The organism is Segniliparus rotundus DSM 44985, from assembly GCF_000092825.1.
GTDB classification, from domain to species: Bacteria; Actinomycetota; Actinomycetes; order Mycobacteriales; family Mycobacteriaceae; genus Segniliparus; species Segniliparus rotundus.
Map to the genome: position 1 here is coordinate 2,115,836 of NC_014168.1, position 14,828 is coordinate 2,130,663.

Annotated in this window: 12 protein-coding genes and 1 tRNA gene; 8 read left to right on the forward strand and 5 right to left on the reverse strand. The window is 65.7% G+C overall.

What is annotated here, in order from left to right:
- Window positions 1–3: 3 nt before the first annotated feature.
- The 3 genes from SROT_RS10450 to sigE all read right to left on the reverse strand — a co-directional run bounded on the left by SROT_RS10450 (window position 4) and on the right by sigE (window position 2,672).
- Complete coding sequence (locus SROT_RS10450; RefSeq protein ID WP_013138997.1) at window positions 4–1,527, reverse strand: S1C family serine protease; 1,524 nt, start codon at window positions 1,525–1,527, stop codon at window positions 4–6.
- Complete coding sequence (locus tag SROT_RS17280; RefSeq protein WP_013138998.1) at window positions 1,524–1,901, reverse strand: anti-sigma factor family protein; 378 nt, start codon at window positions 1,899–1,901, stop codon at window positions 1,524–1,526. The genes SROT_RS10450 and SROT_RS17280 overlap by 4 nt, the downstream gene beginning before the upstream one ends.
- A 90-nt stretch (window positions 1,902–1,991) precedes the next feature.
- Entirely contained in the window at window positions 1,992–2,672 is a 681-nt protein-coding gene (gene sigE, locus SROT_RS10460; RefSeq protein WP_013138999.1) for an RNA polymerase sigma factor SigE, read from the reverse strand.
- Between the two features lie 118 nt (window positions 2,673–2,790).
- Between sigE and SROT_RS10465 the strand changes: the two genes are divergently transcribed.
- Window positions 2,791–4,896, forward strand: coding sequence for a M13 family metallopeptidase (locus tag SROT_RS10465; protein WP_013139000.1), 2,106 nt, complete (start codon window positions 2,791–2,793; stop codon window positions 4,894–4,896).
- Between the two features lie 175 nt (window positions 4,897–5,071).
- Entirely contained in the window at window positions 5,072–5,734 is a 663-nt protein-coding gene (locus SROT_RS10470; RefSeq protein ID WP_013139001.1) for an O-methyltransferase, read from the forward strand.
- 154 nt (window positions 5,735–5,888) lie between these two features.
- Here the strand turns inward: SROT_RS10470 and gcvT are convergent, their stop codons facing one another.
- A complete protein-coding gene (gene gcvT, locus SROT_RS10475; RefSeq protein WP_013139002.1) occupies window positions 5,889–7,013 on the reverse strand; it encodes a glycine cleavage system aminomethyltransferase GcvT in 1,125 nt (374 codons plus the stop codon).
- Between the two features lie 88 nt (window positions 7,014–7,101).
- Between gcvT and SROT_RS10480 the strand changes: the two genes are divergently transcribed.
- The 4 genes from SROT_RS10480 to SROT_RS10495 all read left to right on the forward strand — a co-directional run bounded on the left by SROT_RS10480 (window position 7,102) and on the right by SROT_RS10495 (window position 12,448).
- Window positions 7,102–8,640: a leucyl aminopeptidase gene (locus SROT_RS10480; RefSeq protein ID WP_013139003.1), complete on the forward strand. Its 1,539-nt coding sequence runs from the start codon at window positions 7,102–7,104 to the stop codon at window positions 8,638–8,640.
- An 84-nt stretch (window positions 8,641–8,724) separates the two neighbouring features.
- Window positions 8,725–10,482 (forward strand): 2-oxoglutarate dehydrogenase, E2 component, dihydrolipoamide succinyltransferase, encoded by a 1,758-nt coding sequence (gene sucB / locus SROT_RS10485; RefSeq protein ID WP_013139004.1) that lies wholly within the window; start codon window positions 8,725–8,727, stop codon window positions 10,480–10,482.
- Window positions 10,483–10,504: 22 nt separating this feature from the next.
- Window positions 10,505–10,936 carry a hypothetical protein gene (locus tag SROT_RS10490; RefSeq protein WP_013139005.1) on the forward strand — a complete coding sequence of 144 codons (432 nt, stop codon included), beginning with the start codon at window positions 10,505–10,507 and terminating at the stop codon, window positions 10,934–10,936.
- Window positions 10,937–11,095: 159 nt separating this feature from the next.
- On the forward strand, window positions 11,096–12,448 hold the full coding sequence (locus SROT_RS10495) for an acyltransferase family protein (protein WP_049773345.1): 1,353 nt from the start codon (window positions 11,096–11,098) through the stop codon (window positions 12,446–12,448).
- Here the strand turns inward: SROT_RS10495 and SROT_RS10500 are convergent.
- On the reverse strand, window positions 12,336–13,067 hold the full coding sequence (locus SROT_RS10500; protein ID WP_013139007.1) for a TetR/AcrR family transcriptional regulator: 732 nt from the start codon (window positions 13,065–13,067) through the stop codon (window positions 12,336–12,338). The two genes, SROT_RS10495 and SROT_RS10500, sit on opposite strands and share 113 nt — an antisense overlap.
- 239 nt (window positions 13,068–13,306) lie before the next feature.
- On the opposite strand from SROT_RS10500, the gene SROT_RS10505 reads away from it, so the two are divergent.
- Window positions 13,307–13,379: transfer RNA gene (locus SROT_RS10505), tRNA-Ala, on the forward strand.
- A gap of 121 nt (window positions 13,380–13,500) precedes the next feature.
- Window positions 13,501–14,757 (forward strand): tyrosine-type recombinase/integrase, encoded by a 1,257-nt coding sequence (locus SROT_RS10510; protein WP_013139008.1) that lies wholly within the window; start codon window positions 13,501–13,503, stop codon window positions 14,755–14,757.
- The last annotated feature ends 71 nt before the right edge of the window (window positions 14,758–14,828 follow it).

Below are 14,828 nucleotides of genomic sequence, written 5' to 3' on the forward strand. Positions count from 1 at the left end.
CGCTCATTTCTGCTTGTCCGAGTCCGGGGTGACCTGGAGTTCCACCGGCTTGTTCTGCCCCTCGCCCCGAAGCACCTTGACCGTGGTCGCCTTCCCGAGCGGCATCTTGCGCACGCCGACGAGGAACTCGTCCAGACTCGTGACCGGGCGGTCGCCGATCTGGACGATCACGTCGCCCTGTTTGATCCCGCCCCGGTCCGCAGGGCCTCCTGGCTTCACATCGGCCACCGCGACGCCGCTGCCTTGGTCATTCACCACAGGACGGGCCGAGACGCCGATGACCGGGTGCTCGACCGAGCCGGTTTTGATGAGCTGGTTCACTTCGCTCTGCGCGTCGTTCGACGGAATCGCGAAGCCGAGGCCAATGCTGCCGTTGTCGTTCGGCGAGAAGATCATCGTGTTGATGCCGACGATTTTCCCGTTCAAGTCCACGAGCGGTCCGCCGGAGTTGCCGTGGTTGATCGCCGCGTCGGTCTGCACGGCGTCGATCACCGACGAGGCGGCGACGTCGTCGGGGCTGTCTTTGGAAGGCAGCACGATCGCCCGGTGCAGAGCGCTGACAATACCGCTGGTCACCGTCTTCGAAAGGCCGAACGGGGCGCCGAAGGCCACCACTTCCTCGCCGATGTGGACGTCTTTGGGGTTGACGAACTCCAAAGTCTTGTCCAGTTTCGCGTCGACTTTGACCACAGCGATGTCGCTCTTGGGGTCCCGGCCCACGATCTTTGCGGGCATACGACGGCCATCGGCGAAAATGACGTCGAGTTTCGCATTGTTCTCCGGCACGGCCGCGCTCTCGACGACGTGGTTGTTCGTGACGATGTACCCGTCGCCAGCGATGACCGCGCCCGAGCCGGTCTCTTTCACCTTGTCGCCGCCTTGCGTGTACACCGACTCGATGGTCACCACCGCGGGCGCGACCGCGGCGGCGACCTTTTGCACCGCCTCGGCGTTCGGCGCCGGCGGGGAGCCGGCGAGGTTGATCTCCGGGTGGCTGTCGTCCGTGAGGGCGCTGTGGGCTTTCGAGACCAAGCCGCCGACGAGGCCGCCGACAAGAGCGATGGCCAAGGCGAAGCATCCGAGCGCGGCGAGCGCTTTGGGGCTGACCTTGCCGCCGAAAAGCACTTCCCGCGCGCCGAGCCTGCGGCCTGGCGCCGGGTCGGGCGCTGTGGGCTCCGGGTACGCGGCCCCGCCGAGCCGGACCACGGCGGCGGGGTCGCGCCACGGGTCCTCGGGACGCGTCTCTTCCTGCTGCCCCGGCGCCGAGTGCGGATCGCGCTGCAAGGTGTCCGTCTCGCCAGGCGGCCGGGAGAACGCCTCCCGCAGAACCGGGTCGGGCGGCGCGAGGGTGTACCCAGATTTCTCCGGCGCGTCGCCTGCCGCGCCCGGCAAGAACGAGCCTTGCACGCCGTCCGGCCTGCCGAAGAACTGAGCGCTGGCCGCGTCGACGTGCGGGCGCTGCGGGGGCCGAGGCGTGTACTGCGGCCGACCGTCCCGCAGGGGCCGTTCCGTGTCTGTGGAGTTCATCGAGCCGACCCCCCACGACGCTTCTCGTCGTGGGCGGGGAAATCGTCCGCGCGGACAGCCGTGCGCGAGGGAATGGCGCAGAGCGTTCCGAGCAGTTCCGAGGGGACTTGCACACGAGGCGAATGGCGCAAGGCCGCTCGCGCTTGCATCTGGGCCTGCAACTGCTCTGAGCATTCCGGGCACATTTGGAAATGCTCCCTGGCGCGGGCCGAGGCTTTCTCCCCCAATTTCCCATCGGCGTAAGCCGCGACAGCCTCGAAGGAAATGTGGTCGACAGACCAGAAATTTTTCGGCGCGGACTTGGTCCCCAGAATCAGCTCCGACCCCCGAGACCAGTGCGCTACGCCACCCTCAACGTTGCGGGGGAGGATCATGAGACCAGGTCCTTCTCTCTGCGTTCGACGACCGCGGGCTGTGGGCCCTGCGAATACCTACCTATATTCGCAGTATAGCGGCTTCCGGGCTCACCGGGCGGCGAGGGCGAGCTCGCGAGCCATGTCACCACTGCCCCGTCGGCCTCCTTGGGCGAGAAGGCTGTCGCGAATGGCTTGACGGGCCCGATGCAGGCGCGAGCGAACTGTTCCGAGCTTGACTCCCAGCGAGGTCGCGACTTCTTCGTAAGAAAGGCCTTCGATGTCGCAGAGCACGACGACGGCCCGAAAATCCGGCGGCAGACTGTCGAGCGCCGACTGCAACGCGGGGTCCAGGTCCGCGTCGACGAGGACCTCCTCCGGGCTCGGAGCCCCGGAGGGCACTCGCTCGTAATCCTCGGGCAGCGCCTCCATGCGGATCTTCGTCTTGCGCCGGGCCTGGTCGAGAAACAAATTCGTGGCGATCCGGCGCAGCCACCCCTCGAACACGCCGGGGCGGTACGCGTGCAGCGAGCGGAACACGCGCAGAAAGGTCTCCTGCGTGAGGTCTTCGGCGTCCTGCTGGTTGCCGGTGAGACGGTAGGCGATCCGGTACACGCGGGCCCCGTGCTCCCGCACAAGCGCTTCCCAGCTGGGCATGTCCGACGCTTGCCCAGTCATGTCGAACCGGGCCGTCCCTTCGAGCCCCGCGTTCGCGGGAGGGGCGGCCACGTCGCCGATTTCGTTTTCGACCTCGTTGTCGGCGGCTTGAGCGATCTGCTTGCTTCGTGCCATGACGATCACCTTGTCAGGTCCGGATATGACAATCGTGTGGGAAACCTGAGCCGAGGCTGAGAATACCAGCCGCGCATCAGCCAGTCCACTGCTTGCCAAAGCTTGCTAGGCTGCATCCATGCGTCCTCATTCGCGTCTCGCCCCTGCGCTTGTTTTCACGGCTGGCTTCGTCTCGCTCGTCCTCACCGCCTGCCAGACCAACGGGCCCGGCATTGCTGCGGGCGCGAGCTCAAGCGCCGCCCCTTCCTGGCACGACGCCTTCGCGGACATAGGCCCTCTGGACGAGGCAACCGCCGCCTGCGACGACTTCAACACGCACGTCAACAAGATCGCCGAGGAAAAACTGCAGATCCCGCCGAGCGAAGTCGCGATCGGCGCGTTCAACACCCTCAGCAACAAAGTGCGCGACAACCTGCACGACATCCTCGAGTCTGCCGCGAAGGACGCGAAGCCCTCCAATGCCCAAGGGCTGTCGGACCGCGACAAACTCGGGATTCTCTACCGCTCGGCCCTGGACGAGGCGACCATCGAAAAACGCGGCTTCGACCCGATCAAGCCGGAACTCGCCAAGATCGCGGCGATCACCGACACCGCCGCGCTGCTGAAATATGTCGTCCAGACCGCGGGCGAGGGCCGCTCGCCCGTGCTCGGATTCGGCGTTGGCGCCGACCCGAAGCACACCGACGTCCAGATCGTCAACGCCGCAGCGGGCGGCACCGGACTGCCGACCAAAGACTTCTACACCGACCCGAGGTACGCCTCGCAGCGCGAGGCCTACCACACGCTGATCGAGGGCACCCTCAAACTGATCGGCGTCCCCGAAGACCAGGTGAAAACACAGGCTGACCAGGTTCTCGACATCGAGTCGAAAATTGCCGTCGCGGAGCTCTCGCCGGTGGAAGAGCGCGACCCGAACGCCACGTACAAAATCGTCTCGCTCGCGGACGCGGACAAGGCAACGCCCCATGTGCAGTGGGAGGACGTCTTCGCCGCCGCGAAGATCGCCGCCCCGCAGTCGCTGAACTTGGCCCCGGAGCGCCTGTTCACCACTGTGGACACGTTGCTCTCCGCGATCCCGGTCGGCCAGTGGAAAGCATATTTGGCCTTCCACCTCGCCTACGAGGCCTCGCCCGCCCTGTCCAAGCCGTTTGTGGACAACGTCTTCGAGTACACGAAAGCCACCAGCGGCCAGAAAGAGCAAAAGCCCCGTTGGCAGCGGGCCGTGGGCAGCACGGACAAATCCATGGGCGACGCGCTCGGCAGGCTCTACGTCGAGAAATACGTCTCCCCTGAGACGAAGAGCAAGGCGACCGAGCTCATCAAGAACATTCTCGAAGCGGTGAAGGCCAGGATCGAGAAGGTCGAATGGATGACTTCGGAGACCAAACAGAAGGCCTTGGACAAATGGTCCAAGATCGGCCTTCGGGTCGCCTACCCCGACACATGGCGCAACTGGGACGGTTTGGCCCTCTCGGACGGGAAATATTACGAGAATCTGCAGTCCGCGAAGAACTTCAACCGGGCGTGGGAGCTTTCCCACCTCGGCAAGCCGACGAACAAGGAAGAGTGGATCACCGACCCGCAAGTGGTGAACGCCTTCTACAACCCCGAGTACAACACGATCAACTTCCCCGCCGCCATCCTGCAGGCCCCGTTCTACGACCCTGATCGCGACCTCGCCGCGAACTACGGGGCCATCGGCGCGGTGATCGGCCACGAGACCACGCACGCCTTCGACGACCAAGGCAGGCAGTACGACGGCGACGGCAATCTCACTGACTGGTGGACCGCGCAGGACGCGGCGCAGTTCAAGCAGCGCACGCAGAAGCTCGTGGACCAGTTCAACGCCTACCACCCCTTCCCCGACCAACCCGATGTGCATGTCAACGGCGAACTCACCCTCGGCGAGAACATCGCCGACCTCGGCGGCCTGCTCTCGTCCTCAGACGCGCTGCAGAAGTTGATCGACCAGAAAGCGGACGTGATGCGGCCCCACGCCGGTGTGACGCCCCAGCAGCTCTTCTTCTTGAGCTTCGCCACGATTTGGCGTGAGAAGATCGAGGAGCGGACGCAGATCCGGCTGCTCGCCTCAGACCCGCACTCGCCGAACCAGTACCGGGTGAACGGCACCGTCGCCAATGTTCCCGCTTTCGCCGCCGCGTTCTCCTGCAAGCCCGGCGCCCCGGAGGCGCACAGCGGAGAGAGCCTCGTCTCCATCTGGTGACCAGGCCCCACAGGTTCGCGTCCACAAGTTCGCCCGCTCCAGTGGCGCCTGCCGGTCCTGTCGCGGCGCAAGCGCGCGCAGCGCTCAACGCTGATGTCGTCGCGGCTGACGCCGTGTCGGCGTCTGCCAGCTCTGATGATCGCTGGCCCTGATCCAGCCTGCTAGGCTGGACAGGATGTCCCCAGTAGAGCCCCCGGCCGCCGAAAAGCTCCTCGCGTACGCGGTCTCCACCGCAGCCGAAGACGAGCCGACCCGCCAAGCGCGGCTTGCCGCCGCCGAGCTCGACGTCCCGAGCGTCGAACCCTCGGTGGGCGCGGTGCTCGCGCTGCTCGCTGCGGCCGCTTCCGCGAAAGCTGTCGTGGAAATCGGCACCGGAGCCGGAGTCAGCGGGCTGTGGCTGCTGCGCGGTATGCGCCCAGACGGAATCCTCACCACCATTGACGCAGACCCTTCCTGCCACAAAGCCGCGAAAACCGCCCTCCACTCAGCGCGCGTCCCCACTGGGCGGACGCGGCTCATCACCGGCAAAGCGCAAGACGTGCTCCCGCGGCTCGCGGACGGGGCCTACGACCTCGTGCACATCGACGCCGAGCCGACCGAGCAGCCGCACTTGATCGCGGAGTCAGTGCGCCTCCTGCGCCCTGGCGGAGTTCTCGCGGTGCACGCGGCATTGCACGCTGGCGCGGTCCTCGACCCTGACCGCCACGACCGGGCAGCCGTCGCCGGGCGGGAAGCGGCCCGCGCCATCGCCGAGGACGAGCGGCTTCTGCACATTTTGGTGCCCTTCGGCGAGGGACTGCTCGTGGCGGCGGTGCGGCACGAGCCTGTTGAGAGCTGAGCGCGCTTCGTCGTTTGCGTTCTGAAACGCTCCAGTCGCGGCGCCCCTTCGGGAGCAACGGGATTTCACCGCGCACAGCCGCAGGGAACACAGCCGCGCCAAACAGCCACACGCCTGAGCGGGTGGAGCGGCACGGGCCGCGGCGGCGGCGCGATCAGCGAACGTTGGACTGCACGAACGGCAAATCCACGACTTCGCAACGCAGCTCACGGCCTCGCACATCAATGCCGACCTGGTCGCCGACCGCGACGGCGTGCGCCGCGTCGACGAGGGCGAGCGCGACACCAGTTTTCAGCGTGGGCGAGAAGGTGCCCGATGTGACTTCGCCGATCGCCTCGTCGCCCTTTCGGACGGGGTAGCCCCGCCTCGGCACGCCAGACTCCAGCGCTTTGAGGCCGAACAGCTTGCGGCGCGGCCCCTGCTCTTTCTCCGCCACGACGGCTTCGCGCCCGAAGAACTCGGGTTTCTTCCAGCCAACAGCCCATCCGACCCCGCCTTGAACCGGCGAAATGTCCAAGGCGAGCTCATGCCCGTGCAATGCGTAGCCCATCTCTGTGCGCAGCGTGTCCCGCGCCCCGAGCCCGGCAGGCTCCCCGCCCAATGCCTTGACCTGCTCCAAGACCGCAGTGAACACTGCGGGCGCGTCGGCCCAGGAAGGGATCAGCTCGTAACCGCGCTCGCCGGTGTAGCCGGTGCGGCAGATCCGCACCGTCGCCGCTCCGGTCTCCACCGGGACCTGCGCGTCAACGTACGCCATGTACTCCTCGGGGTACGCGGCGCCCAGTCCGTCCAGCACCTCCTGCGAACGCGGCCCTTGCACGGCGAACACCGCGTAATCTCGATGCTGGTCGGTCACCCGGATCTCCGGCGGCGCGACTGCTTCCAGCGCCGCGACCACGCTCGCGGTGTTCGCCGCGTTGGGCACCAAGAAAATCTCCTCATCGCTCACGTAATAAGCGATCAGATCGTCGATCACCCCGCCGTCAGGAGCGAGGCAGAGCGTGTACTGGGCTTTTCCTGGACGGATGCGGCCGAGGTCGTTGCTGAGCGAGCGATTCACGAACTCTGCGGCGCCAGGACCGGCGACCAAGGCTTTGCCGAGATGGCTCACGTCGAAGACGCCGACCCGTTCTCGGACCGCCGTGTGCTCAGAGACGACGCCCGCGTACGACAACGGCATGCGCCATCCGCCGAACGGGGCGAATTTCGCCCCGAGCGACTCATGGATCTGCGGAATCGGGCCTTCGTTCACGAGTTCGGGTTGATCGTCAGTTCCCATACTCGCTACAGTAGCCGATTGTACAAAGGCAGTGTCGCTCGAACCAGCAGTAAGGACGAGCCTCAGCGAAGAAAGTCGAGATGTCCTCATGGTTCAGCCGAAACAAAGCAGTCCTGCGGCTTCGCTGCCAAAACTCCTCCTGGACTCCGCGTTGCGCCAGGCCGACGAGGTGCTGCTGATCGGTGTGGTCTCGACCGGGGACGACGAGATCGAACCTCTCGGTTCCGCGCTTGCTTCCGGGCAGGCGGACGAGCTGGCCCGAGCCTTGCGCGCCGTGGGCGCAAAAGGCAAAGCCTTCGAACTGGTCCGCGTTCCCGCGCCGAGCGGCCTGAACACCACCAGCGTGCTCGCTGTCGGCCTTGGGACTCGGGAGGAGAGCAAGAACCCCGAGCGGGTCCGCAGGGCAGCCGGCGTCGCCGCGCGGGCCTTGAGCGAGGCAGGCAACGTCGCGACCACGCTTTCCGAGCTCGACCTCGGCGCGACAGTGGAGGGGTTCGTCCTCGGCGGCTACCGGTTCGACGCCTATAAAACCAACACCGCGAAAAACGGCGCCGCCGCACCACCGGATCGGGCGCAACAGCTGCGGCTTTTGGTCCAAAGCCCGCGCTCCGCGCAGGCCAAAGCCGAACTGGCGCGCGCGCGATCCATCGTGGAATCCGTTGCAGCCGCCCGAGACTTCGTCAACACCCCGCCGAACCACCTCTACCCGGACAGCTTCGCCGCCCGCGTCGTCGCATTGGCCAAAAGCCTGGGCGTCCAAGCAGAGGTCCTTGACGAGAAACAGCTCGTCAAAGGCGGCTACGGCGGCGTGGTCGGAGTCGGCCAGGGCTCCTCGCGCCCGCCCCGGCTCGTGAAGCTGGAGTACCGGGGGCGCAGCGGCAAGGGCACGGAGGTCGACGTCGCCCTGGTCGGGAAAGGCGTGACGTTCGACACCGGCGGTATCTCGATCAAACCGGCCGTGAATATGGAGAACATGACCTCTGACATGGGCGGGGCCGCAGCGGTCGCGGGCGCGGTCTTCGCCGCCGCGAAGCTCGCGCTCCCGCTCAACATCACGGCCACCCTGCCGATGGTCGAAAACATGCCGTCGTCCACGGCGCAACGCCCCGGCGACGTCATCACGCAGTACGGGGGCACGACGACCTTGGTCATCAACACCGACGCAGAAGGGCGGCTGATCCTCGCCGACGGCATCGTTTTGGCGTGCGAGCGCAAGCCGGCGTACCTCATCGACGTGGCCACGCTCACTGGCGCGCAGATGATCGCCCTCGGCTCTCGGACACCTGGGGTGATGGGGACCGAGGATTTCCGAGACCGGGTGTCAGAGATCTCCCGGTCGGTCGGCGAGGGCGGTTGGCCCATGCCGTTGCCCGAAGAACTCGCCGACGACTTGAAATCCCCCATCGCGGACCTGGCGAACGTCACAAACCACCGCAACGGGGGCATGCTCTCCGCCGCGCTCTTCCTCAAGGAATTCGTCAGCCCCGATGTTTCGTGGGCGCATCTCGACGTCGCCGGCCCCGCCTACAACACGGGCTCCGCGCACGGCTACACGCCGAAAGGCGGAACCGGCGTGCCTGTGCGCACGCTGGTCGCCGTCCTTGAGGACATCGCCGAACGGGGCTAGCACGAGTGCCCGCCTCGGTCGCAGAGTAGGCTTTCGGGCGAGGACAACCAAACTCCACCAGACCACGTGAGGAGACACCAGGACATGGCTATCTCGGTTCGGATGCCTGCGCTCGGCGAGAGCGTCACCGAAGGGACCGTCACCCGCTGGCTCAAGAACGAGGGCGACACGGTCGCCACCGACGAGCCGCTGCTCGAGGTCTCCACCGACAAGGTCGACACCGAGATCCCCTCCCCCGGCGCAGGCGTGCTGCAGAAGATCGTCGCTCCAGAGGACGCCGTGGTCGAGGTCGGCGGAGAGCTCGCCGTGATCTCCGAGGACGGCGAATCCGCCCCCTCCGCTTCTGAGGCGGAGCCCGCCCAGCAGGAAGAAGCGCCGGAGCCCCAGGAGCCCGCTTCCGAAGAGGCCACGCCGCAAGAGCCCAAGGCCGACGACGCCCCTGCCGCCCAGTCCGCGCCCGCTTCTGATGCTTCCGGCACCACTGTGACCATGCCGACCCTCGGCGAGTCCGTCACTGAGGGCACGGTCACCCGCTGGCTCAAGCAAGAGGGCGACACGGTCGAGGTCGACGAGCCCCTTTTGGAGATCTCCACCGACAAGGTCGACACCGAGATCCCCTCCCCCGCCGCAGGCGTGCTGCAGAAGATCATCGCCGCCGAGGACGCTGTCGTCGAGGTCGGCGGCGACCTCGCCGTCATCGGCTCGGGGTCAGCCCCGGCCGCCGCGCAAGAAACCAAGAGCCCCGAGCCGGAAAACGCCCCCGCGCCAAAGACGGAGGAGCCTCAGGAGCAAGAGAAGCCCGCGCCCGCCGCCCCGACGCAGGAGGCTCCCGCCCCTGTTGAGGAAAAGCCCGCCCCCGCGAAAGAGGAGCCCGCTCGCGCCGCAGAGGCCGCGCAAGACGAGGCCGACGGCGCGAACCCCTATGTCACCCCGCTCGTGCGCAAGCTGGCCCGCGAGCACGGCGTGGACCTGGCGACGATCACCGGTTCCGGCATCGGCGGGCGTATCCGCAAACAAGACGTGCTCGACGCCGCCGAAAGCAAAAAAGCACCGCCCGAACCCGCCCAGAAGACTCCGGCTGCACCTTCGTCCCCGGAGGCTTCCTCCGCCCTCGCCCATCTGCGCGGCACCACCCAAAAAGTGAACCGGGTCCGGCAGATCACCGCGAAAAAGACACGAGAGTCCCTGCTCTCCACCGCGCAGCTCACCCAGACCTTCGAGGTCGACATGACCAAGATCGCGGCCTTGCGGGGCAAAGCCAAGGCAGGCTTCCAAGAACGCGAGAAAGTCAACCTCACTTTCCTGCCCTTCTTCGCGAAAGCCGTGGTCGAGGCGCTCAAAGCGCATCCGAATGTGAACGCCTCCTTCGATGAGGAGGCCAAAGAGATCACCTACCACGACGCCGAACATCTCGGCATCGCGGTGGACACCGAGCAGGGCCTGCTCTCACCGGTGATCCACAACGCCGGAGACCTCTCCTTGGCCGGGCTCGCCCGAGCCATCGCCGACATCGCGGCGCGGGCCCGCTCTGGCAATCTCAAGCCTGACGAGCTGTCGGGCGGCACCTTCACCATCACGAACATCGGCAGCCAAGGCGCGCTCTTCGACACCCCGATCCTGGTGCCGCCGCAGGCGGCCATGCTCGGCACCGGCGCGATCGTCCGGCGCCCCGTCGTCGTGAAAGACGACACGGGCGAAGAAGTCATCGCGATCCGCTCGATGGTGTTCCTGCCGCTCACCTACGACCACCGCCTCATCGACGGCGCCGACGCCGGGCGTTTCCTCACGACGGTCAAACACCGCCTCGAAGAAGGAGCCTTCGAGGCGGATCTCGGCCTCTGAGCGTATGAGAGGATATACCGCTATGAAGATCACTCGCGCCGACCTGCCAGTGTTGGCCGCCCTGTGCCTTGGCTCCTCGTGGCTGCTCGCCCCGTCCGCGTCCGCCGACATCAACGCCAAGGACGCCTGCAACCAGTACCGGGACGCCAATCAGAAAGCCAACGCCCGGTGGATCGAGTTCAAGGACGGGCACGAGGACGACGACTCGAAGCAGTACTGGCATGATGTCGCCGCAGACCTCAACGACGCCGCGCTCACCGTCAACGACTTGGCCAAGGACAAAGGCTACGGGGACAACATCCAGAACGCCTTTGTCAGCTACGCCCACTCGATGCGCGAGCTCGCGGAGGCGGTGAACCGCCAGGAGCAGTACGACCGGTTGCAGCGTCCCCTCGGCTCGGTCCAAAAGGCGCAGCAGGACGTCCAAAGCGCCTGCAAGCAGTACTGGGGCTGATTTTTCCAGCAGAACGCCGCAGCACACACAGCCACGCCTCGACAAGAGGATGGCTGTGGTGCTGGTGGTTTCGCCTTTCCCGACTGCTCGGGCCTCGCGATGAGGCTCTTCCCGCCGGCTGAGTCCGTTGCCGCGGCCACCCCGGCCAGCAGAGACCGTGTGATCGATCTTCTCCGGATCCTGTCGTTGTCCGTTGTGGTCGCCGGACATCTGCTCCTGGTCGTCCTCTATTTCGACGCGTCCTGCCCGGAGCCGAGGCAGTGCGTCCGAGCGGCAGGAGCGCTCGACAACTCCGCGGCCTTGCAGTGGGCGACCTGGGGCCTGCAGATCATGCCGCTCTTCTTCTTCGCAGGAGGAGCCGCGAACGTCGGCTCCTGGCACGAGGGGGCGAGCTGGGGAGGGTGGCTCTTCGCCCGCTGCCAACGCCTCTACCGGCCTGCCTTGTGGTTCGTCGCCGCCATCGTCCTCCTCCTGCTCGTCTGCGAGCGGTTCGTGCCCTCGGACGCTCTGGCAATCGCGACGCCGCAGGTCTTTGTGCTGCTCTGGTTCCTCGGGGTGTACACCGTGTGTCTCGCGTTCGTCCCGCTGCTCGCGAAGATCGCCACCGGCCGCCAGCTCGCTTTGGTCGTCGCGGTTTTGTTCGGGCTCGCCGCGCTCATCGATCAGGCTCGGCGGACATGGGGGTCGGACTGGAGGGTCGGCGCGGCGAACTTCCTGTTCGTGTGGCTCATCCCGACGGCGATCGGCGCCGGCTACCGCCGGGGGCTCGTCGCAAGGCCCGTCGGAGCCGCAATGTTTGCGGGCGCCCTCGCGCTCGATTTGTCGCTGTGCCTCCTCGGCCCGTACGCAGTCTCCATGCTCAGCACGGCGGACTCGGACCGTATCTCGAACTTCACGCCGCCGTCGATGCTGTTGGCAGGGCATTCGGTGTGTTTGTGCGGACTCGTCGTCCTCGTCGCCCCACAGCTGCGCGCGTTCGCGAGCCGCCCGCAGGTGTGGCGGTTCGTCACGGTCGGCAACTCGGGGGCGATGACGCTCTACCTATGGCACTGGGCGGCGCTCTTCGGCATGGACGGCGCGCTGATCGTCGCTGGCCTGTTGCCGGTGTCGAATGCTTCGCCGGGGCTCTGGCCGAGCAAAGCGCAGCAGGCTCCGCTGTTCCTCTTCCTGGTCTTCGCAGCATTCCTGCTGCTACGGCCGCTTGAGACAAAGCCGCTGCCGTGGTGGGACGACAGCGTCACCGCACGGGGGTGGCGCAACCCCGTCGTCGGGGCGCTGTTGCTCTGCGCCGGAGCCAGCACGCTCGTGTTGGCCCGGCTCGGGCCCCAGGCCGTCGGCCTTTGGGGAACGGCTGCCCTGGCGGTCTTTTTGGTGGCGGCCAGGGCGAGCGCTACGACAGTTATTTCTGAAGCTTCTGCCTCTGAAGCTTCTGCCTCTGAAGCTTCTGCTTCTGAAGCTTTTGTTTCTGAAGCTTCGCGAAAATCTCCAGAGCAAGCTCCTGAGACTTCTTGACCTTTTCCGGGCTGTCTCCCCAGCCTTGGAGCACGGAAGCCCCCAGCGGCAAGAGCACGGACCGCAGCCCCGCGTCTTCGTGCCCGAGATAACCTGCCAGCTCAAGGAGCACGTACCCGTGCATGGCGCTCCAGAATTGGAACATCATCGACAGCGAATCGCCGTTGATCCGACCGGAGTCCACAGACCGCTGCATCGCGTCGGCGAGCACATGGACTATGCCGAGTTCCGGCCGAAGGCCCTCCTTGTTGAACTGGGGCACGGTGAATTGCACAGGGACAGAGACGCCGTGCGCCGAAGCCTCGCCGAGCATGAGCCGGTACAGGTGGGGGTTCTCCAAAGCGAAATGCCGGTACAAGAAGGTGTACACCGCGAGGTCGGCCACGGGGTCCTCGCCCGGCTCGACGATCTGCAACGTCTTGGCGAACCGGCGCACGCCCTCGTCGGACACGGCGGCGAGCAGTTGCTTCATCCCGCCGAAATAGGTGTAGACGGACATGGTCGAAGTGTCGCACGCGGCGGCGACCCGACGTGCTTGCAATGCGTCCGGGCCGTGGTCGGCCAAGAGGCCGAGCGAGGCTTCGACCAACTCTTTGCGAAGATCTCGAGCTGAAGACATCGGCAAAATTTTCTCACTATTCTTTTCACGGGCTCCTCGTTGAGCTCCTTACTGCGCCGCTTGGCATAAAGCCGTGGCGGATAGCTTGGACAGTATGCCACGAAATTCTGCCTGAGACGGGACCCTGCCCAGCAGGAGCGGGCACAGCGGCGCCCAGTCATGCGGCCCGGCCGTATCGGTGATCGTATTTGGCGAAAATCAGCGAAGCGTGTAAGGTGAACCACGCTCAAATCGCATATGGGGCTATGGCGCAGCTGGTAGCGCATCACACTGGCAGTGTGAGGGTCAGGGGTTCGAGTCCCCTTAGCTCCACCCAAGGTCGCGCTGGTCAGCGGGTATTTTCAAATCCGCCCCAGTGCCCCGTCAACATTGCGGTCAATATCGCAGGTGCGGGTTCACCACTTCGGGGCCAAAACCTGTGAAGGTGGCCGTCATGTCCAGCATCAGAGTCCGCGCCCGCAAGGACGGGTCGAGCTACACCCAAGTCATGTTCCGACTGCACGGGAAGCAGACCTCGGAGTCGTTCGATGACCACCGGGAGGCGTTGAAATGGCAGGCGCTCCTGGACCGGGTCGGCCCGGAGAAAGCCCGCCTTGTGCTCAACAGCGCTCAGGAGCCCCAAACACTGATGACCGTGGAAGAGCTGGTCGTCCGCCATATCGAGCAGCTGACCGGGTTGGAGAGGGGAACCTTGCAGAAGTACGAGCGGTACCTTCGAAACGATATAAGCCCGTGCATCGGATCGCTGCCCGTGGCCTTGTTTGACGAGGAAGCAGACGCTCAATGGGTCAACTACCTTGCGGCAAAGGGGAACTCTCGCAAAACGATAAAGAACAAGCATGGCTTCCTCTCCTCGGCCATGAAGACCGGCATGAAGCTCAGCAATGTCCCCCTCACTCATAATCCCTGTCTCGGTCGCAAACTGCCGAAAACCGGAAAGAAGCAGGAGATGGTCGTCTACACCCCCGAACAGTTCCTTTCCCATCTACGATTCGTCCCGACGCACTGGCACACACTGATCCATTTCTTGGCCCGGTTCGGGCCGCGCTGGTCGGAGGCCACGGCGTTGATGCCTATGGACTTCGACCGAAAACACAAGGCGGCCCATATCCAACGGGCGTGGAAGTGGACGGGCACCAGCGAGACCCGGCTGGGTCCGCCCAAGACCGAGACGTCGGACAGGCACCTTGAGTTCGACGAGGAGTCGTGGGACATGATCGAGCCGTTGTTGTTCGGCCCGGACGACAAGTTCGTCTTCACGAACACCGTGGGCGGCCCGATCAGGATTCAGACCTTTTACAACAACGCATGGAAGCCTTCTATCTGGCTGGCGAACGGGTGCGAGTCACCGTCGCAGCTGACGCACCCCGACTTCCGTCCGCCCCGGCGCGTGCCGAAAGCGGGGATGTGGCACGGGATCGAACCCGCCCCCGCGCACGAGCGGCTGGGGATTTGGCCGCGCATCCACGACTTGCGGCACACCTGCGCGTCATGGCTGATCGACGCGGGATACGACCTCTTCGCCATCTCCCGTCTGCTCGGCCACGAGTCCACGGACACCACGACTCGGATCTACGGCCATCTCGTCCGGGGCAAGCTCAGGAACCTCGCTTCCGGAGTGTCCCAGCAGCTCCGCGCCGCAGAAGAGGGGCAACGGGGAGCAGGGCGGACGGACACAGCCGCCGCGTGAACAGATCGCGGCAGCGATTTGTTCATTGAGACCTTTCTTTGCGCTCGATTCGCTACCAGTATGCGTATAGC

What these genes read in the sequence shown, in the direction of transcription:
- SROT_RS10470 (WP_013139001.1), top strand. Translation starts at nt 5,072, where the DNA reads ATGTCCCCAGTAGAGCCCCCGGCCGCCGAAAAGCTCCTCGCGTACGCG.
- gcvT (WP_013139002.1), bottom strand. Translation starts at nt 7,013, where the DNA reads ATGGGAACTGACGATCAACCCGAACTCGTGAACGAAGGCCCGATTCCG.
- SROT_RS10510 (WP_013139008.1), top strand. Translation starts at nt 13,501, where the DNA reads ATGTCCAGCATCAGAGTCCGCGCCCGCAAGGACGGGTCGAGCTACACC.
- SROT_RS10465 (WP_013139000.1), top strand. Translation starts at nt 2,791, where the DNA reads ATGCGTCCTCATTCGCGTCTCGCCCCTGCGCTTGTTTTCACGGCTGGC.
- SROT_RS10450 (WP_013138997.1), bottom strand. Translation starts at nt 1,527, where the DNA reads ATGAACTCCACAGACACGGAACGGCCCCTGCGGGACGGTCGGCCGCAG.
- SROT_RS17280 (WP_013138998.1), bottom strand. Translation starts at nt 1,901, where the DNA reads ATGATCCTCCCCCGCAACGTTGAGGGTGGCGTAGCGCACTGGTCTCGG.
- sigE (WP_013138999.1), bottom strand. Translation starts at nt 2,672, where the DNA reads ATGGCACGAAGCAAGCAGATCGCTCAAGCCGCCGACAACGAGGTCGAA.
- sucB (WP_013139004.1), top strand. Translation starts at nt 8,725, where the DNA reads ATGGCTATCTCGGTTCGGATGCCTGCGCTCGGCGAGAGCGTCACCGAA.
- SROT_RS10490 (WP_013139005.1), top strand. Translation starts at nt 10,505, where the DNA reads ATGAAGATCACTCGCGCCGACCTGCCAGTGTTGGCCGCCCTGTGCCTT.
- SROT_RS10480 (WP_013139003.1), top strand. Translation starts at nt 7,102, where the DNA reads ATGGTTCAGCCGAAACAAAGCAGTCCTGCGGCTTCGCTGCCAAAACTC.
- SROT_RS10500 (WP_013139007.1), bottom strand. Translation starts at nt 13,067, where the DNA reads ATGTCTTCAGCTCGAGATCTTCGCAAAGAGTTGGTCGAAGCCTCGCTC.